The organism is Geodermatophilus sp. SYSU D00525, from assembly GCF_054050475.1.
The window spans coordinates 30,671-47,499 of sequence record NZ_JBJGZK010000004.1 but is presented as its reverse complement, the minus strand read 5'-3'; the positions used below and the strand labels follow the sequence as shown (position 1 = coordinate 47,499).

19 protein-coding genes are annotated in these 16,829 nt (G+C 77.2%); 15 read left to right on the top strand and 4 right to left on the bottom strand.

What is annotated here, in order from left to right; translation table 11 throughout:
* Positions 1–4: 4 nt before the first annotated feature.
* Both ACI796_RS05165 and ACI796_RS05160 read right to left on the bottom strand, forming a co-directional pair.
* Positions 5–499 (bottom strand): DUF3515 domain-containing protein, encoded by a 495-nt coding sequence (locus tag ACI796_RS05165; protein ID WP_456940168.1) that lies wholly within the window; start codon positions 497–499, stop codon positions 5–7.
* Positions 500–587: 88 nt separating this feature from the next.
* The gene (locus tag ACI796_RS05160) at positions 588–821 is read right to left on the bottom strand and encodes an Lrp/AsnC ligand binding domain-containing protein (RefSeq protein WP_456940167.1); all 234 of its coding nucleotides are present in this window, start codon (positions 819–821) and stop codon (positions 588–590) included.
* 92 nt (positions 822–913) lie between these two features.
* On the opposite strand from ACI796_RS05160, the gene ACI796_RS05155 reads away from it, so the two are divergent.
* From ACI796_RS05155 to ACI796_RS05145, 3 genes are read left to right on the top strand one after another with little or no spacing between them, the layout of a single operon-like run.
* Positions 914–1,948: a thiamine-phosphate kinase gene (locus ACI796_RS05155; protein WP_456940166.1), complete on the top strand. Its 1,035-nt coding sequence runs from the start codon at positions 914–916 to the stop codon at positions 1,946–1,948.
* Complete coding sequence (locus tag ACI796_RS05150; RefSeq protein ID WP_456940165.1) at positions 1,932–2,480, top strand: GNAT family N-acetyltransferase; 549 nt, start codon at positions 1,932–1,934, stop codon at positions 2,478–2,480. Before ACI796_RS05155 ends, ACI796_RS05150 begins: the two co-directional genes overlap by 17 nt.
* Entirely contained in the window at positions 2,468–3,097 is a 630-nt protein-coding gene (locus tag ACI796_RS05145; RefSeq protein ID WP_456940164.1) for a cytidylate kinase-like family protein, read from the top strand. Before ACI796_RS05150 ends, ACI796_RS05145 begins: the two co-directional genes overlap by 13 nt.
* Before the next feature lie 81 nt (positions 3,098–3,178).
* Here the strand turns inward: ACI796_RS05145 and rpmB are convergent, their stop codons facing one another.
* A complete protein-coding gene (rpmB, locus tag ACI796_RS05140) occupies positions 3,179–3,361 on the bottom strand; it encodes a 50S ribosomal protein L28 (protein WP_436277817.1) in 183 nt (60 codons plus the stop codon).
* A gap of 159 nt (positions 3,362–3,520) precedes the next feature.
* Between rpmB and ACI796_RS05135 the strand changes: the two genes are divergently transcribed.
* From ACI796_RS05135 to smc, 12 genes are all read left to right on the top strand, one after another.
* Positions 3,521–5,116, top strand: a complete 1,596-nt coding sequence (locus tag ACI796_RS05135; RefSeq protein WP_456940163.1) for a DAK2 domain-containing protein — start codon at positions 3,521–3,523, stop codon at positions 5,114–5,116.
* A gap of 4 nt (positions 5,117–5,120) precedes the next feature.
* A complete protein-coding gene (recG, locus tag ACI796_RS05130) occupies positions 5,121–7,307 on the top strand; it encodes an ATP-dependent DNA helicase RecG (RefSeq protein ID WP_456940162.1) in 2,187 nt (728 codons plus the stop codon).
* 79 nt (positions 7,308–7,386) lie between these two features.
* Positions 7,387–7,941, top strand: coding sequence for a 16S rRNA (guanine(966)-N(2))-methyltransferase RsmD (rsmD, locus tag ACI796_RS05125; protein WP_456940161.1), 555 nt, complete (start codon positions 7,387–7,389; stop codon positions 7,939–7,941).
* Positions 7,938–8,426 carry a pantetheine-phosphate adenylyltransferase gene (gene coaD / locus ACI796_RS05120; RefSeq protein WP_456940160.1) on the top strand — a complete coding sequence of 163 codons (489 nt, stop codon included), beginning with the start codon at positions 7,938–7,940 and terminating at the stop codon, positions 8,424–8,426. Before rsmD ends, coaD begins: the two co-directional genes overlap by 4 nt.
* A complete protein-coding gene (locus tag ACI796_RS05115; RefSeq protein ID WP_456940159.1) occupies positions 8,423–9,112 on the top strand; it encodes a hypothetical protein in 690 nt (229 codons plus the stop codon). The genes coaD and ACI796_RS05115 overlap by 4 nt, the downstream gene beginning before the upstream one ends.
* Before the next feature lie 124 nt (positions 9,113–9,236).
* Entirely contained in the window at positions 9,237–9,863 is a 627-nt protein-coding gene (locus tag ACI796_RS05110) for a YceD family protein (protein ID WP_456940158.1), read from the top strand.
* A 2-nt stretch (positions 9,864–9,865) separates the two neighbouring features.
* Entirely contained in the window at positions 9,866–10,045 is a 180-nt protein-coding gene (gene rpmF, locus ACI796_RS05105) for a 50S ribosomal protein L32 (protein WP_089402499.1), read from the top strand.
* Between the two features lie 11 nt (positions 10,046–10,056).
* Positions 10,057–10,833: a ribonuclease III gene (gene rnc / locus ACI796_RS05100; RefSeq protein WP_456940157.1), complete on the top strand. Its 777-nt coding sequence runs from the start codon at positions 10,057–10,059 to the stop codon at positions 10,831–10,833.
* A 3-nt stretch (positions 10,834–10,836) separates the two neighbouring features.
* Entirely contained in the window at positions 10,837–11,712 is an 876-nt protein-coding gene (mutM, locus tag ACI796_RS05095) for a bifunctional DNA-formamidopyrimidine glycosylase/DNA-(apurinic or apyrimidinic site) lyase (protein ID WP_456940156.1), read from the top strand.
* Entirely contained in the window at positions 11,709–11,984 is a 276-nt protein-coding gene (locus tag ACI796_RS05090; RefSeq protein ID WP_456940155.1) for an acylphosphatase, read from the top strand. Before mutM ends, ACI796_RS05090 begins: the two co-directional genes overlap by 4 nt.
* A gap of 151 nt (positions 11,985–12,135) precedes the next feature.
* Positions 12,136–12,327 carry a hypothetical protein gene (locus tag ACI796_RS05085; RefSeq protein ID WP_456940154.1) on the top strand — a complete coding sequence of 64 codons (192 nt, stop codon included), beginning with the start codon at positions 12,136–12,138 and terminating at the stop codon, positions 12,325–12,327.
* A 79-nt stretch (positions 12,328–12,406) separates the two neighbouring features.
* Positions 12,407–15,979 carry a chromosome segregation protein SMC gene (gene smc / locus ACI796_RS05080; protein WP_456940153.1) on the top strand — a complete coding sequence of 1,191 codons (3,573 nt, stop codon included), beginning with the start codon at positions 12,407–12,409 and terminating at the stop codon, positions 15,977–15,979.
* A 31-nt stretch (positions 15,980–16,010) separates the two neighbouring features.
* Here smc and ACI796_RS05075 read toward each other — a convergent pair whose 3' ends face one another.
* Complete coding sequence (locus ACI796_RS05075) at positions 16,011–16,826, bottom strand: endonuclease/exonuclease/phosphatase family protein (protein ID WP_456940152.1); 816 nt, start codon at positions 16,824–16,826, stop codon at positions 16,011–16,013.
* Positions 16,827–16,829: the final 3 nt, after the last annotated feature.

Below are 16,829 nucleotides of genomic sequence, written 5' to 3'. Positions count from 1 at the left end.
GGTCTCAGCGCGGCGGCAGCGTGTCGGCGATGACGCCGCTGAGCACGGTGACCGGGGCGCTGTCGACGTCCGGCGGCAGGGTCACCTGCACGTACGCCGCGCGGTCGACCGCGGTCCAGGTCGTGGCCTCCTCGGCCTGCTCGACGAACCAGGTGACCTGGTCGATCTGCAGCAGCCCCTCGCCGGCGACCAGGCCCGCGGGCTGCGGCACGCCGCACACCAGGACGATCGGCGGGTCGCCCCAGGCGGCGGCGTAGGGGGTGTCGGAGTCGACCAGCCGCTGCGGCTCCTCCGTCAGGTCGAGGGGCAGCCCCGCCATCAGCGCCGGGCAGTGCGCGTCGGCCTCCGGCGTCGGCGGCGGGACCTCGACCGGCAGCACCGGGAGGTCCTCCGCGCGCTGCTGCGTCGGGGCGCCGCCGACGTCGGCGACCGGGTCCTCGCCGTCGTCGTCGCCGCCGACCACCCGGACCAGGACCAGCAGCGCCACGAGCACCGGCACGACGACGGCGGTCGCGACCAGCGCCAGCCGGCGCAGCGGGTCGCGCGCGGGCGCCGGCGCCGGGTCCGGGGCGTCCTCGCTCAGCGGCTCAGATGTTGACGACGGGGCAGGTCAGCGTGCGCGTGATGCCGTCGACCGACTGGACGCGGGCCACCACCAGCCGACCCAGGTCGTCGACGGTCTCGGCCTCGGCGCGGACGATGACGTCGTAGGGCCCGGTGACGTCCTCGGCCTTGGTCACGCCGGCGATCTCGCTGATCGTGGACGCCACCTGGGCGGCCTTGCCGACCTCGGTCTGGATCAGGATGTAGGCGTGGACCACGGGACGACCTTCCTCGGACGGCTGCGCAGGCGGCTGCCTGCCACGGGCAGGCGGACTGGACCGCAACGTACCCCAGCGACCGGGAGTGACCTGTGACACGGCCCCGTCCGCTGGTCCCGCGCGAGGACCTCGCCGACAGCGTCCGGGTCGTCGGCGAGTTCGGCGTCATCGCCCGGGTGGTCGCCCGCGCCGGCTCCGCGCAGGTGGCGCAGGTCGGCCCCGGCGACGACGCCGCGGTGCTGCGCGTGCCCGACGGCCGGGTGGTCGCCACCACCGACGTGCTCGTCGAGGGCCGCCACTTCCGCCGCGACTGGTCCTCGGCCGAGGACGTCGGGCACAAGGCCGCCGCCGCCAACCTCGCCGACGTCGCCGCGATGGGCGGGGTGGCCACCGCGCTGCTGGTCGGGCTGGCCTGCCCCGCCGACACGCCCACCTCGTGGCTGGAGGGCGTGGCCGCCGGGATGGCCGCCGAGTGCGCGCCGCTGGGCGCCGCCGTCGTCGGCGGGGACACCGTGGCCTCGGCCCCCGACAGCGGCGCCGTCGTCCTGTCGGTCACCGCGCTGGGCGACCTCGGCGGCCGGGCGCCGGTGCTGCGCTCGGGAGCGCGGCCCGGCGACGTGCTCGCCGTCGCCGGGCGGCTGGGCTGGTCGGCGTGCGGGCTGGCCGTGCTGCGCCGCGGCTTCAGCAGCCCGCTGGCCGCCGTGACCGCGCACCGCCGCCCCACCCCGCCCTACCTCGCCGGGCCCGCCGCGGCCGACGCCGGGGCGACCGCGATGTGCGACGTCAGCGACGGCCTGCTCGCCGACGCCGGGCACCTGGCCGCCCACAGCGGCGTCGTCCTGGACGTCGACCGGGCCGCGCTGGTGCGTGCGACCCTGGAGCCGCCCGGTCCGCTGCAGCAGGTGGCGGCGGCCCTCGGCGCCGATCCGCTGGCCTGGGTGCTCACCGGCGGGGAGGACCACGCCCTGCTGGCGACCTTCCCGCCGTCCGCGGTGCTGCCGGAGGGGTGGGTGCCGATCGGGCGGGTCGAGGAGGGGGAGCCGGGGGTGTCCGTCGGTGGGGAACCCGCGGCCGCGGTCGCGGTCGCGGTCGGTGCGGAGGGGACCGGGCATGTCCACTTCGGCTGAGGTGCGGCTGCGCGACGGGTCGGTCGCGCGGCTGCGCGCGGTGCCCTACGACGACCCGCTGGCCCGCGACCTCGTCGGCCGGGTGCAGCAGGAGTACGTGGTGCGCTACGGCGGGCCCGACGGCGCCGTCGTCGACCCGGCCGAGTTCGTGCCCCCGGCCGGGCTGTTCCTCGTCGCGGAGGTCGACGGCGAGCCGGCCGGCTGCGGCGCCTGGCGCCGGCACACCGAGGGGGACGACCCCACCGTCGTCGAGGTCAAGCGCGTGTACGTCGTGCCGCGCTTCCGCCGGCGCGGCCTGGCCCAGGTGCTGGTCACCGCGCTCGAGGACTCCGCGCGCGGTTCGGGGTACCGCTCGGTCGTGCTCAACTCCGGCGACCGCCAGCCCGAGGCGCTCGCGCTGTACGGGGCGATGGGGTACACGCCCGTCCCGGGGTACGGCATCTACGCCGGTGAGGCCGGGGCGGTCTTCCTGGGCCGGCGGATCGGCGACGACATCGACGACGAGGACGAGGAGCGGCCGTGGGCGTCGTGACGATCTCCGCGTCCTACGGCGCGGGCGGGCCGGAGGTCGGCCCCGCCGTCGCCGAGCGGCTCGGCCTGGCCTTCCACGACCGGGCGATCCCCGCGCAGGTGGCCGGCCGCCTCGGCGTCTCCCAGGACGACGCCGAGGCCAACGACGAGCGGGTCGTGCGCGGCCTGTGGCGGCTGGTGGCCTCGCTCGGGGCCATGCCCGACCCGGTCGGCGGCGTGATGCCGGCGACCACGCAGCCCGACGAGCGGGCCTACCGCGAGCACACCGAGCGGGTGCTGCGCGAGATCGCCGACGGCGCCGGCGGGGTCGTGCTCGGTCGCGGCGGGGCGCTGGTGCTGCGTGACCGGCCCGACGCCCTGCACGTACGGCTCGACGGCCCGCCCGGGGCCCGGCTGCGGGCGGCGGTGGCGCGCTACGGCCGCCCCGAGGCCGAGCTCCGGCAGGAGCTCGAGGCCAACGACACCACCCGCGAGGCCTACGTCCGGCACTTCTACCGGTGCGACCCGGCCGCCGCCCGGCACTACCACCTCGTCCTCGACGGGACGGCGCTGCCGCTGCCGACCGTGGTGGACCTGGTGGTCACCGCGGCACGGGCCCGCGGCATCGGCGCCCGCTAGTCGGCGCACGCGAAGGACCCCGGAGGTCACGACCTCCGGGGTCCTCGGCGCGGGGCGGCCTCCGGTCAGGAGGCCCGGCGATCAGGCGCGGACGACCTTGCCCGCGCGGATGCACGAGGTGCAGGCGTTGATCCGCTTGCGGTTGCCGGGGGCGACGAGCGCCCGCACCGACTGGATGTTCGGGTTCCAACGGCGCGGCGTGCGGCGGTGCGAGTGCGACACCGACATACCGAAACCGGGCCCCTTGCCACAGACATCGCACACGGCAGCCACGGTGGATCACTCCCAGAGAATCGATTTTCAGACGGCGGCGCACAGGCGGCGACCGCGAGACCGTCGCCCAGCATAACCGCTCCTCCGCGGAGCCGTCGCCGAGGTCGGACGAGGACCGGGTCCGTCCGTCTCCGCAGGTACCCTCCGCCCGTGCTGCAGGCGCTGGACGACGCCGCGGTCGGTCGCTGGTGCCGGGCCGCGGTCACCGCGCTGTCCACGGGACGGCGCAGCCTCGACGACCTCAACGTCTTCCCCGTGCCCGACGGCGACACCGGCACCAACCTGCTGCTCACCGCGCAGGCGGCGGTCGCCGAGCTCGACGCCGCGGCGGGGCGCGAGCCGGCCTGGGCCGCGCTCACCCGCGGCGCGGTCCTCGGCGCCCGCGGCAACAGCGGCACGATCCTCGCCCAGCTGGTGCGCGGCCTGTCCGACCAGCTCGCCGGCCGGGAGCCCGCCGACGGCCCGGCGCTCGCTGCCGCGCTGCAGAAGGCCGCCGACACCGCCTACTCCGCGGTCGCCGACCCGGAGGAGGGCACCTTCCTCACCGTCGCCCGCGCCGGCGCCGAGTGCGCCGTGGAAGCCGTCGCCCAGGGGCGCACCACCCTGGCCGACGTCGTCACCGCCGCCGCCGACGGCGCCCGCGCCGCCCTGGAGGCCACCCCCGGCCAGCTCGACGCGCTGCGCGACGCCGGCGTGGTCGACGCCGGCGGCGCCGGCCTCTCCCTCGTCCTCGACGCCCTGGTCGCCACCGTCACCGGCGTCGAGCCCGCGCGCCCGCCGCTGGTGCCCCGCCCGGCGCACCCCGCCGACCCCGCCGACGTCCCGCACCAGCCGCCCCCCGGCCCCGGCAGCGAGGTGCAGTACCTGCTCGCCGACACCGACGAGGCCGCCGTCACCGCCCTGCAGTCCCGGCTGGCCGCCCTCGGCGACAGCCTGGTCGTCGTCGGGGTCGACACCCCCACCGGCCGGCAGTGGAACGTGCACGTGCACACCAGCGACGTCGGCGGCGCCATCGAGGCCGGCATCGAGGCCGGCCGGCCGCACCGCATCACGGTCACCCCGCTGGCGCCCGTCCGCCCCGCCGCCCCGGTGCCCGGCCGCCGCGCCGTCGTCGCGGTCGTGCCGGGGGAGGGCCTGGCGCAGCTGTTCTCCGGCGAGGGCGTCCGCGTGGTCACCTGCGGGCCCGACGGCGTCGACGAGGACGCGCTGCTCGACGAGGTGGTCGCCTCGGCCGCCGGCGACGTCGTCGTCCTGCCCAACGACCCCGCGCTGACCCCGGTCGCCGCCCGCGCCGCCGCCCGGGCCCGGGAGGCCGGCCGCGACGTCGCCGTCGTCCCCACCCGCTCGCCGGTGCAGGGCCTGGCGGCCATCGCCGTCGCCGACCCCGCCCGCCGCTTCGGCGACGACGTCATCGCCATGGCCGAGGCGGCCGCGGCCACCCGCTGGGCCGAGGTCACCGTCGCCGAGCAGGAGGCGCTCACCAGCGCCGGGTTCTGCCGGCCCGGCGACGCGCTGGGCTCGGCGGAGGGCGACGTCGTGGTGGTCGGGCGCGACCTGGCCGCGGTCGCCTGCGACCTGCTCGACCGGCTGCTGTCGGCCGGCGGCGAGATGGCCACCCTCGTCGTCGGGCCGGACGCCGCGCTCGGCGACACCGTCTGCGCGCACCTGGCCGCCGTCCACCCGACCGTCGAGGTGGTCCGCTACGACGCCGGCGCGGTCCTCCCGCTGCAGGTGGGGGTGGAGTAGCCCGATGGCGGTGACCCTCGACACCGACCTCGCGCGCGTGCTCGGCGCCAAGACGGCCAAGGCGATGGCCGAGTCGCTCGGGCTGCGCACCGTCCGCGACCTGCTGCGCCACTACCCGCGCCGCTACGCCCGCCGCGGCGAGATGACCCGGCTCGACGACCTGCAGGTCGGCGACCGCGTGACCGTGCTCGCGCAGGTCCGGCGGGTGACCAGCCGGCGGATGCGCAACCGGCCCGGCACCCTCACCGAGGTCACCGTCGGCGACGGCGCCGGCGAGATGCAACTGGTCTTCTTCAACCGGAAGTTCGGGAAGCTGGAGGAGGGCGCCTGGGGGCTGTTCGCCGGCACGGTCGGCGAGTACCGCCGGGCCAAGCAGTTCGCCCACCCGGACTTCCACCTGATCACCGGCGACGACGACGAGGACTGGGCCCGCGCGCTCATCCCGATCTACCCGGCGAGCAAGGACGTCTCCAGCTGGGTGATCCAGAAGTCGGTGCGGCTGCTGCTCGACGCCTCCGGCGGCTTCGGCTTCGTCGAGGACCCGCTGCCGGAGGACCTGCGCTGCCGCCACGGGCTGCTGAGCCTCCCCGCCGCCCTGCTCGACGTGCACCGCCCCACCAGCGACGAGGACGTCGAGCGCGCCGAGGAGCGCCTGAAGTGGGACGAGGCGCTGGTCCTGCAGCTGGTGCTCGGCGCCCGCCGGCGGGCTGCGGCCCTGGAGCCGGGCACCGCCCGCCCGCGCCGGAGCGGCGGCCTGCTCGACGCCGTCGACGGCGCGCTGCCCTTCGAGCTGACCGAGGGGCAGCGGCAGGTGGGGGAGGAGCTCGCCGCCGAGCTCGCCCGCGACCACCCGATGCACCGGCTGCTGCAGGGCGAGGTCGGCTCGGGCAAGACCGTCGTCGCGCTGCGGGCCATGGCGCAGGTCGTCGACGCCGGCGGGCAGGCCGCGCTGCTGGCGCCCACCGAGGTCCTCGCCGCGCAGCACGCCCGCAGCATCGGGGCGATGCTCGGCCCGCTGGCCCGCGCCGGCGAGCTGGACGGCGACCCCGCGGGCACGCGGGTCGTGCTGCTCACCGGCTCGCTCAAGGCCGCCGCCCGCCGCGCCGCCCGCGCCGCGGTGGCCGACGGCAGCGCCGGGATCGTCGTCGGCACCCACGCGCTGCTGCAGGAGGGCGTCGAGTTCGCCGACCTCGGCCTGGTCGTCGTCGACGAGCAGCACCGCTTCGGCGTGGAGCAGCGCGACGCGCTGCGCGCCAAGGGCAACCGGCCGCCGCACGTGCTGGTCATGACCGCCACGCCGATCCCGCGCACCGTCGCGATGACCGTCTACGGCGACCTGGAGACCTCCGTGCTGCGGCAGCTGCCCAGCGGCCGCGGCGGCGTGGCCAGCTCGGTGGTCCCCGTCAGTGACCGGCCCGCGTGGCTCGACCGCGCCTGGGAGCGGCTGCGCGAGGAGGTCGCCGCCGGGCGGCAGGCCTACGTCGTCTGCCCGCGGATCGGCGACGAGGACGCCGGCAGCGAGGACGAGCCCGACGAGGCCGACGCCCCGGAGGAGAGCGGCGGCGACGGCGACCGGCGCCCGCCGCTGGCGGTCCTCGACGTCGCCGAGGCGCTCGGCGAGGGGCCGCTCGGCGGGCTGCGGCTGGCGGTGCTGCACGGCCGCATGACGCCCGAGGCCAAGGAGGCGACCATGCGGGCCTTCGCCGCCCGCGAGGTCGACGTCCTCGTCGCCACCACCGTCGTCGAGGTCGGCGTGGACGTGCCCAACGCCACCGTCATGGTCGTCATGGACGCCGACCGCTTCGGCGTCAGCCAGCTGCACCAGCTGCGCGGCCGGGTGGCCCGCGGCAAGCACCGGGGCCTGTGCCTGCTGGTCACCGAGGCCCGGGAGACGACGGCGACCGGGCAGCGGCTGGCCGCGGTCGCCGGCACCTCCGACGGCTTCGAGCTCGCCCGCGTGGACCTCGAGACCCGCCGCGAGGGCGACGTCCTCGGCGCCGCGCAGTCCGGGCGGCGCTCCACCGTCAAGCTGCTGTCCCTGCTCGAGGACGAGGAGCTCATCGCCACCGCCCGCGCCGAGGCGACCGCGCTGCTGGCCACCGAGCGCGGGCTGGCCGACCACCCGGGCCTCGCCGCCGAGGTGGCGGCGCTGGCCACCGACGAGCGCTCGGGATACCTCGAGAAGGCATGAGGAAGGACCCCCTGCCCCCCGCCACTCGCGAGCTCGCGGCGGGACCCTGCAAGGGGCCGTCGACGTCCGGGACGGGCCAGTGACCAGACTGATCTCCGGGGTGGCCGGGGGGCGGCGGCTCAGGGTGCCGCCCAGCGGGGTGCGCCCCACGGGCGACCGCGCCCGCGAGGGGCTGTTCAACAGCCTCGGCACCCTGCTCGACCTCGACGGCGCCGCCGTCCTCGACCTCTACGCCGGCTCCGGCGCGCTCGGGCTGGAGGCGCTCTCCCGCGGGGCGGCGCAGGTGGTGCTGGTCGAGAACGGCCCCCGGGTGCTGCCGGTGCTGCGCGCCAACGTCGCCGCCGTCGGCCTGCCCGGGGCGCGGGTGGTCGCCGGGTCGGTGCCCACCGTCGTCGGCGGCGCGCCGCCGGCCCGCTTCGACCTCGTGCTCGCGGACCCGCCCTACGCCGTCCCCGCCGAGGAGGTGCGCGGCGTGCTGAGTGCCCTGGTGACGGGGGAGTGGCTCGCCCCGGACGCGGTGGTCGTCGTCGAGCGCTCCTCCCGCGAGGAGCCCTGGGAGTGGCCGACACCCCTCACCGGGATCCGCGACCGCCGCTACGGGGAGGCGATGCTCCGGTACGGTCGCCTCCCGTGAGGCGAGCGGTCTGTCCCGGGTCGTTCGACCCGGTCACCAACGGCCACGTCGACGTCATCACCCGGGCCGCCGCGCTGTACGACGAGCTCGTGGTCGCCGTCCTGGTCAACCCCGGCAAGGCCGGGCTGTTCTCCGTCGACGAGCGCATGGAGCTGCTGCGCGAGGCGGTCGCCGACCTGCCCAACGTCGTCGTCGACAGCTTCAGCGGCCTGCTCGTCGACTACTGCCGCAGCCACGACATCCCGGTGGTGGTCAAGGGCCTGCGGGCGGTCGGCGACTTCGAGTACGAGCTGCAGATGGCGCAGATGAACCGCGAGCTGGCCGGCGTCGAGACGCTGTTCGTGCCCACCGCGCCGCAGGTCGGCCACCTGTCCTCCAGCCTGGTCAAGCAGATCGCCACCTTCGGCGGCGACGTCTCCCGGCTGGTGCCCAAGGCGGTCCTCGAGCGGCTGCTGGCCAAGCGCGACGACGGGGCGCAGCCGTGACCGAGGTCGTCTACCGGCTCTACGAGGTCGTCGACGAGCTCAGCCGGGTCATCGAGAACGCGCGCAGCGTGCCCATGTCCGGCTCCTGCATGGTGCCGCGCGACCACCTGCTCGACCTGCTCGACGACCTGCGGGAGAACCTGCCCGAGGAGGTGCACGCGGCCGGCGCGATCGTCGAGCAGCGCACCGAGATCCTCGAGCAGGCGCAGGCCGAGGCCGAGCAGCTGACCGGCCGCACCCGCGAGGAGGCCGACCGGCTGGTCGCCGCCGCCCGCCGGCAGCGCGAGGAGGTCCTCGGCACCGCCCGGCGGCAGCGCGACGAGCTGCTGGCCCGCGCCCAGGCCGAGGCCGAGGACCTGCTCGCCCAGGCGGAGGCGGAGGCCGACCGGCTGGTCGCGGAGGCGCAGGCCCACCACGAGGCGGTGCTCGCCGACGCGCAGGCGCAGCACGCCGAGGTGCTCGCCGCCGCGCAGGCCGAGCACGAGCGGCTGGTCACCGAGACCGAGGTCTACCGCGGCGCGGTCGCCCGCTCCGACGAGCTCGGCGCGCAGACCGTCGCCGAGGTCAACCGGATGCGCGCCGAGGTCGACGAGTACGTCGACACCCGGCTGGCCGACTTCGGCACCACCCTCGAGCGGATGCTGCGCTCGGTGGAGAAGGCCCGCGAGACGCTGCGCGAAGCGTAGGCCGGGGGACGTCCCGGCGGCCGGACGGCGTCGGCGCAGGATCGGGTAGTCTCGGTTGCTGGTCCGACCACCGGTGTCCGTGCCCGGCCGGATCCCCTCCCACCTGACGACCGCGAGTACCGACATGCCTGCCGCACCTGCCGACCGCCGCCCCGGCGCCGCGTCCCCCGACGCCCGGCGCCCCGCTGCCGACCCCTGGGCCGTGGAACTGCGCGAGCTCGGCCGCCGCCCGGGCTCGATGCAGGAGCTCGACCGCACCATCCCGGCCCCCGAGGGCTGGCGGCTGGAGATGATCGGCGTCCCCGGGGGCGCGCCGGTCCACCTGCGGCTGCGGCTGGAGTCGGTGATGGAGGGCGTGCTGGTCTCCGGCGACGTCGAGGTCCCGGTCGAGGGCCAGTGCGCCCGGTGCCTCGAACCGGTCGAGGACACCTACGACCTCGACGTCCAGGAGCTGTTCGCCTACCCGGGCAGCACGACCGAGGCCACCAGCGAGGAGGACGAGGTCCGCCTCGTCGAGGGCGAGCGCATCGACCTGCAGCCGATGGTCCGCGACGCCGTCGTCCTCGCCCTGCCGCTCTCGCCCACCTGCACCGAGGACTGCGCCGGCCTGTGCTCCGGCTGCGGCCAGCGCCTCGACGACCTGCCGGACGACCACTCGCACGAGCTGGTCGACCCCCGCTGGGCCGGCCTCGCCGGCCGTTTCACCACCGGAGCGGTCACCGACCGTCCGGGCGACCCTGAGGAGAACTGACCGTGGCCGTCCCGAAGCGGAAGATGTCCCGCGCCAACACCCGCGCCCGCCGGTCGCAGTGGAAGGCGAGCGCTCCCACGCTCGCCCCCTGCCCGAACCGCGCCTGCGGCCAGCTCAAGCCGCCGCACCAGGCCTGCCCGAACTGCGGCCAGCACGCCGGCCGCCAGGTCCTCTCGGTCTGACCCGGCACGACGTGGGCAGCGCCGCCCGCCCGCCGGTCGTCCCCCACGGCGGCTCGCCGGCGGGGCCCGCGCACGCCGACACCGCGGCCGCCTGGCTGCTCGACGCCCTCGGCGTCGAGCTGCCCGGCGGCCTGCTGGCGTTGGCGCTGACCCACCGCTCGTACGCCTACGAGCACGGTGGCCTGCCCACCAACGAGCGGCTGGAGTTCCTCGGCGACGCGGTGCTCGGCCTCGTCGTCACCGACGAGCTCTACCGCAGCCAGCCGGACCTGCCCGAGGGCCGGCTGGCCAAGCTGCGCGCCTCCGTGGTCAACATGACCTCGCTGGCCGGGGTCGCCCGGCGGCTCGGCGACGGCGGCCTGGGGCCGCACCTGCTGCTCGGCCGCGGCGAGGAGACCACCGGCGGCCGGGAGAAGGACTCGATCCTCGCCGACGCGCTCGAGGCGCTGATCGGCGCGGTGCACCTGGGCCGCGGCCTGGACACCGCGGCGGCGATCGTGCACCGGCTGTTCGACCCGCTGCTGGTCGAGTCCGCCACCCGCGGCGCCGGCCTGGACTGGAAGACCAGCCTGCAGGAGCTCGGCGCCGCCCGCGGCCTGGGCGCCCCCGTCTACGACGTCACCGACGAGGGCCCGCCGCACGCGAAGACCTTCACCGCCGCGGTGTCGCTGGCCGGCGTCGTCCGGGGCAAGGGCACCGGCCGCACCAAGAAGGCCGCCGAGCAGGAGGCCGCCGAGGCCGCCTGGCGCGCCGTCTCCGCCGACGCCCCCGCGGCCGCCAGGAACTGACCCGTGCCCGAGCTGCCCGAGGTCGAGGTGGTCCGGCGCGGCCTGGAGCGCTGGGTCGCCGGGCGCACCGTGGCCGCCGTCGAGGTGCACCACCCGCGCGCGGTCCGCCGGCACCTCGAGGGCGCCGAGCACTTCGTCGAGGCGCTGACCGGCCGCACCTTCAGCGCCGCGCACCGCCGCGGCAAGTACCTGTGGCTGCCGCTGACCGAGGCCGACGGCACGCCCGCCGGCCGGGCGATGGTCGCCCACCTCGGCATGAGCGGGCAGCTGCTGGTGGAGAAGCGCTCCCAGCCCGACGAGACCCACCTGCGCGCCCGGTTCACCTTCACCGACGGCGGCCGCGAGCTGCGCTTCGTCGACCAGCGCACGTTCGGCGGGCTGGCGGTCGAGGACGCCGACGGGGAGAGCATCCCGACGCGGCTGGCGCACATCGCCATCGACCCGCTGGACGCCTCGTTCGACGAGGCCGGCTTCAGCGCCGCGCTGCGCCGCCGGCGCACCGAGGTCAAGCGCGCGCTGCTGGACCAGACGCTGATCGGCGGGGTCGGCAACATCTACGCCGACGAGGCGCTGTGGCGGGCGCGGCTGCACGGCAACCGCCCCACCGACCGGCTCACCCGCGCCCAGGTCACCGACCTCCTCGACGGCGTGCGGGACGTGCTGACCGAGAGCCTGGCGCAGGGCGGCACCTCGTTCGACTCGCTCTACGTCGACGTCAACGGGCAGAGCGGCTACTTCTCCCGGCACCTCGCCGTCTACGGCCAGGCCGACCGGCCCTGCCCGCGGTGCGGGACGCCGATCGTGCGGGAGTCCTTCATGAACCGGTCCAGCTACAGCTGCCCGCAGTGCCAGCCACGCCCGCGCGCGAGGCGGGCGTGAGCGGGGTCGTGCGGGTGCGCGTGCTCGTCTCCGGGCACGTGCAGGGCGTCGGCTACCGCTGGTTCGTCCGCGGCCTCGCCGAGGCGGCCGGGCTGTCGGGCTCGGCGCGCAACCTCCCCGACGGGCGCGTCGAGGTCGAGCTGGAGGGACCGGCCGACGACGTCCGCGCCGTCGCCGCCGCGCTGAGCGGCCCGAACGCCCCTGGCCGGGTGACCGGGACGGTGCAGGAGGACCGCGTGGTGCAGGGAGCGCGTGGCTTCACCACCACGTGACGAAGCCGACATCCCCCCGACACGATGAGTCTCCAGCCTGGACGTTGACCTGCGTCTCCGGGGCTGTCACCCTGGGGACACCGAGCCCGCGCCGACCGACCTCCCGGGGCGGCGGGCACACCCTCTCGCTGTCGGAAAGGCCGTTTCCGCCATGGCCAAGGCCCTCTTCGGTTCCGTCGTGTCCCCCGCGGAGCTCCGCGTATTCGAGGAGAACGCGGTCCTGCGTGCCAGGGTGCGCCGCCTGGAGCAGGAGCTGACCGAGCTGCGGGCCCAGCGGGAGGTCGCCATCGCCCACGAGCTGATGAGCCTGACCGGCGACAACGCCGAGCCGGCTCTGGCCTGAGCGCGTTCTCCACCCCACCAGCACCACCCGCCTCGTCCGCCCCGGCGCATCCCCCCGGGGGGACTAGGCTGCCGAGTCCGTGCACCTGTCCAGCCTGACGCTCAAGGGCTTCAAGTCCTTCGCGTCCCCGACGACGCTCCGGCTGGAGCCGGGCATCACCGCCGTCGTCGGCCCCAACGGCTCGGGCAAGTCCAACGTCGTCGACGCCATCGCCTGGGTCCTGGGCGAGCAGGGCGCCAAGTCGCTGCGCGGCGGCAAGATGGAGGACGTCATCTTCGCCGGCACCGCCGGCCGCCCGGCGCTGGGCCGGGCCGAGGTGACCCTCACCATCGACAACGCCGACGGCGCGCTGCCCATCGACTACACCGAGGTCTCGGTCACCCGCCGGATGTACCGCTCCGGCGAGAGCGAGTACGAGATCAACGGCGACAAGGTCCGCCTCCTCGACGTCCAGGAGCTGCTCAGCGACGCCGGCATCGGCCGCGAGATGCACGTCATCGTCGGCCAGGGGCAGCTCGACGCCGTGCTGTCCGGCCGCCCCGAGGACCGGCGCGCGTTCATCGAGGAGGCCGCCGGCGTCCTCAAGCACCGCAAGCGCAAGGAGAAGGCGCTCCGCAAGCTCGACGCGATGCAGGCCAACCTGGACCGGCTGGCCGACCTCACCGCCGAGCTGCGCCGTCAGCTCAAACCGCTGGGCCGCCAGGCCGAGGTCGCCCGCCGCGCCGCCGGGGTGCAGGCCGAGCTGCGCGACGCCCGCCTGCGGCTGCTCGCCGACGACCTGGTGGGCCTGCGCGACGCCCTGGCCAAGGACGTCGCCGACGAGACCGCGGCCCGCGAGCGGCGCGCCGTCGTCGAGGCCGAGCTGGGGGAGGTCTCGACGCGGGAGAGCGCGCTGGAGGCGGCGCTGGCCGCGGACGCGCCGCGGCTGGGCGCCGCGCAGGACACCTGGTACCGGCTGTCGGCGCTGACCGAGCGGTTCCGCGGCATCGCCCAGCTCGCCGCCGAACGGCACCGCCACCTGTCCGCCGCCGGGCCCGCCCCCACCGGCGGCCGCGACCCCGAGCAGCTGGAGGCTGAGGCCGACCGGGTCGCCGCGACCGAGACCGAGCTGGCCGCCGGGCTGGAGGCCGAGCGCGGCCGGCTGGCCACCGCCGTCGCCGCCCGCACCGGGCTGGAGGAGGAGCTGGCCGCCGAGGAGCGCGCCTGGGTGGCCGCCACCCGCGCGCTCGCCGACCGCCGCGAGGGCCTGGCCCGGCTGTCGGGCAAGGTGGCCGCCGGGCGCTCGCGCGCCGCCGCAGGGCAGGCCGAGGTGGAGCGGCTGGCCCAGGCCGCCGCCGAGGCCGCCGCGCGGGCCGAGGCCGCCGAGGCGCGGCTGGCCGAGCGACGGGCGGGCGCCGCCGACGCCGACGACGAGGACGTCGCGCTGGTCACCGCGCACACCGACGCGGTCGCCGCGCACACCGCCGCCGCACGCACCGTCACCGAGCTCGCCGACGCCGAACGCGCCGCCGAGCGCGACCGCGCCTCCTGGGCCGCCCGCCGCGACGCGCTCGCCCTCGGCCTGGCCCCCGCCGACGGCGCGGCCGCCGTCCTCGCCTCGGGCCTGCCCGGCGTCGTCGGGCCGGTCACCGACCGGATCACCGTGGCGCCCGGCGCGGAGGTGCCGCTGGCCGCCGCGCTCGGCGGGCTGGCCGAGGCCGTCGTCGTCACCGGGGTCGCCGAGGCGGCCGCCGTGCTCGCGCAGCTGCGCGACACCGACGCCGGCCGCGCCGGGCTGCTGGTCACCGGCGGCCCGCCGCCGCTGCCGCGGGAGGGCTGGCCGGCGCTGCCCGAGGGCCTGTCCTGGGCGCTGGACCTGGTCGAGGCGCCCGCGGAGCTGCACCCGGCGCTGGCCCGCGCGCTGGAGCGGGTCGCCGTCGTCCCCACCCTCGACGCCGCCCGCGCGCTGGTCGCCACGCACCCCCGGGTGCGCGCGGTCACCGCCGACGGCGACCTCGTGGGCGCCGACTCCGCCACCGGCGGCGCGACGAACGCGCCCTCGGGCCTGGAGGTGCGCGCCCGGGTCGACGAGGCCGAGCGCGAGCTCGCCGCCGCCAGCGACCGCGCCGCGGACCTCGCCGACCGGCTGGCCGCCGCCCGCGAGACCGCCCGCGCCCGCTCGGCCGACGTCGACACCGCGCTGGCCGCCCGCCAGGCCGCCGACCGCAGCCGCTCCCAGCTGGCCGCGCACCTCGCCGAGCTCGGGGCCGCGGCCCGGTCGGCCGCCGCCGAGGCCGAGCGCTCGGACGCCGCCCGGCGCCGCGCCGAGCGTGCGCTGGAGGAGTCGCAGGCCGGCCTCGCCGAGCTCGAGGCCCGGCTCGCCGAGGCCGAGGCCGCGCCGGTCGAGGAGGAGCCGTCGGCCGAGCAGCGCGACCGGCTGCGCCTGGAGGTGGCCGCGGCCCGGCAGGCCGAGACCGAGGCCCGGCTGGCGGTGCGGACGGCGGAGGAGCGGGCCCGCGCGCTGTCCGGGCGCGCCGACGCGCTGCGCCGCCAGGCCCGGCAGGAGCGGGCCGCCCGCGAGCGCGCCGCGGCCGCCCGGCTGGCCCGCCGCCGCGGCGCGGAGGTCGCCGCCCGGGTGCGCGCCGGCGCCGAGGAGGCCCTCACCGCGCTGGCCGGCTCGCTGACCCGCGCCGCCGCCGAGCGCGACGAGCTGGCCCGGCAGCGCACCGCCCGCGAGGCCGAGCTGCTGGAGGTCCGCACCCGGGTCCGCGCGGCGACCGCCGAGCTGGAGCGGCTCACCGACGAGGTGCACCGCGACGAGGTCGCCCGCGCCGAGCAGCGGCTGCGCATCGAGGCGCTGGAGGAGCGGGCCGCCGAGGAGTTCGGCGTCGACCTGCCCACGCTGGTCGCCGAGTACGGGCCGGCCGCGCCGGTGCCGCCGACCCCGGCGCAGGTCGCCGCCGCCGAGGCCGCCGGGGAGCCCGAGCCCGCCGCCGTGCCCTACGACCGCGCCACCCAGGAGCGCCGGGCCGCCCGCGCCGAGCGGGACCTCACCACCCTCGGCAAGGTCAACCCGCTGGCCCTGGAGGAGTTCGCCGCGCTCGAGGAGCGGCACACCTTCCTCGCCACCCAGCTCGAGGACCTCAAGGCCACCCGCCGGGACCTGCTGACCGTCGTCCGCGAGGTCGACGGGCGCATCCACGACGTGTTCGCGTCCGCGTTCGCCGACGTCGCCCGCGAGTTCGAGGGCGTCTTCGCCACCCTGTTCCCCGGCGGGCAGGGGCGGCTGGTGCTCACCGACCCCGACGACATGCTCACCACGGGCGTGGAGATCGAGGCCCGCCCGCCGGGCAAGAAGGTCAAGCGGCTGTCGCTGCTGTCCGGCGGCGAGCGCTCGCTGACCGCCGTCGCGCTGCTGGTGTCGATCTTCCGCGCGCGGCCGTCGCCGTTCTACGTGCTCGACGAGGTCGAGGCCGCGCTCGACGACGTCAACCTCGGCCGGCTGCTCACCCTCGTCGAGCAGCTGCGGGCGACGTCGCAGCTGATCGTCATCACCCACCAGAAGCGGACGATGGAGATCGCCGACGCCCTCTACGGCGTGAGCATGCGCGGCGACGGCATCACCGGCGTGATCAGCCAGCGCCTGCGGGAGCCCGACGCCGCCTCGGCCTGACCCGGGCGGCAGGAACGGCCGTTCCTGCCGCTCAGACGCCGGAGGGGACCAGCAGGTCGACGACGAGCGGCAGGTGGTCCGAGGCGCCGGCGCCGTCGAGGACGCGCGCCCCGGCGACCTGGATGCCCGGGGTCACCCACACCTGGTCGATGCGCGCGTGCGGGGCGCGGGCGGGGTGGGTGAGGCCCTCGTCGCGCTGCCAGAACCGCCACCGTGCCTGGTCCCCGCGCTCGCCGGCGACCTCCCAGGCGTCGGTGAACCGCTCGCGCAGGCCGGCGAGCTCGGGGGCGTCGGGGGCGGCGTTGAGGTCGCCGATCAGCACGCCGGTGGCCATGGGCTCGGTGGTCAGCGTCGCCAGCAGCTCCACCTGCTCGGCGCGCTCGGCCGAGGACCGGGTCGTCAGGTGGGTGGTGGTCACCCACAGCGCGCCGCCGTCGAGCTCCACCAGGGTGCGCAGCGCGCTGCGCGGCTCGCCGCTGCCCGGCAGCGGGTGGACGTCGCTGACCAGGATCGGCAGCCGGGACAGCAGCGCGTTGCCGTACTGACGCCGCGGCGCGTCCCCGGGGCGGGGCTCGTCGATCGCCGGGCCCCACGCCAGCTGCATGTCCAGCGCCCGGGACAGCAGCAGCGCCTGGTCGACGTCCTCGCTGCGCTCGCCGAAGTGCCGGTCCACCTCCTGCAGGCAGACGACGTCGGCGTCGGCGGCGGCGAGCACCTTCGCCAGCCGCGGCAGGTCGTGCCGCCGGTCGTCGCCCACGCCGTGGTGGGTGTTGAAGGTGACCAGCCGGACGGGGATGGGTGGCTGGTCGGGCCCGGGGGCCGGCTTCTGACCACGGGGATCGGTCACCCC

Excerpts from the sequence above, each read along its gene's own strand:
- ACI796_RS05150 (WP_456940165.1), top strand. The coding sequence starts at position 1,932 with ATGTCCACTTCGGCTGAGGTGCGGCTGCGCGACGGGTCGGTCGCGCGG.
- recG (WP_456940162.1), top strand. The coding sequence starts at position 5,121 with ATGGCGGTGACCCTCGACACCGACCTCGCGCGCGTGCTCGGCGCCAAG.
- ACI796_RS05110 (WP_456940158.1), top strand. The coding sequence starts at position 9,237 with ATGCCTGCCGCACCTGCCGACCGCCGCCCCGGCGCCGCGTCCCCCGAC.
- ACI796_RS05085 (WP_456940154.1), top strand. The coding sequence starts at position 12,136 with ATGGCCAAGGCCCTCTTCGGTTCCGTCGTGTCCCCCGCGGAGCTCCGC.